The sequence below is a fragment of the Streptomyces hilarionis genome (genome assembly GCF_024539675.1).
Classification (GTDB): Bacteria; Actinomycetota; Actinomycetes; order Streptomycetales; family Streptomycetaceae; genus Streptomyces; species Streptomyces hilarionis.
In genome coordinates, this window is record NZ_JAHHIT010000620.1 from 1 (window position 1) to 308 (window position 308).

At 52.3% G+C, this 308-nt stretch carries 1 protein-coding gene; it reads right to left on the reverse strand.

Going from position 1 to position 308, the window contains the following annotated elements:
• On the reverse strand, positions 1-308 hold a 308-nt coding region (locus tag KMS84_RS39765), incomplete at both ends, for a carbohydrate-binding protein (protein ID WP_256921525.1).

A 308-nucleotide genomic window follows, 5' to 3' on the forward strand; every position in this document is an offset into this window, starting at 1 on the left:
TTACCGGGTCATTTACCTTTGTCTGGAGCTGGTTGAGCTGGTCCTGAGTGGCAATCACCTTTCCATCGACTACCGTGATTTTCTGGTCAAGGTTATCAACCCGTATTACCAAAGCGTTCGCATCAGTGAGGATGTCGCCAACGTCTTTCCAGTTTGCGCTGGGCGGCTGGGAGCCACTGTTAGCAGCCAAGGCCTGGTACAGCTTGTTTCCCTGACGAACGATGTCACCCTTGGCGTAAGCCTTTGCAGCGTCCCACAAGAGCGCGTCTACATATGGCTTGATTTGCGCCTCAAGATCCTTTCTTAAC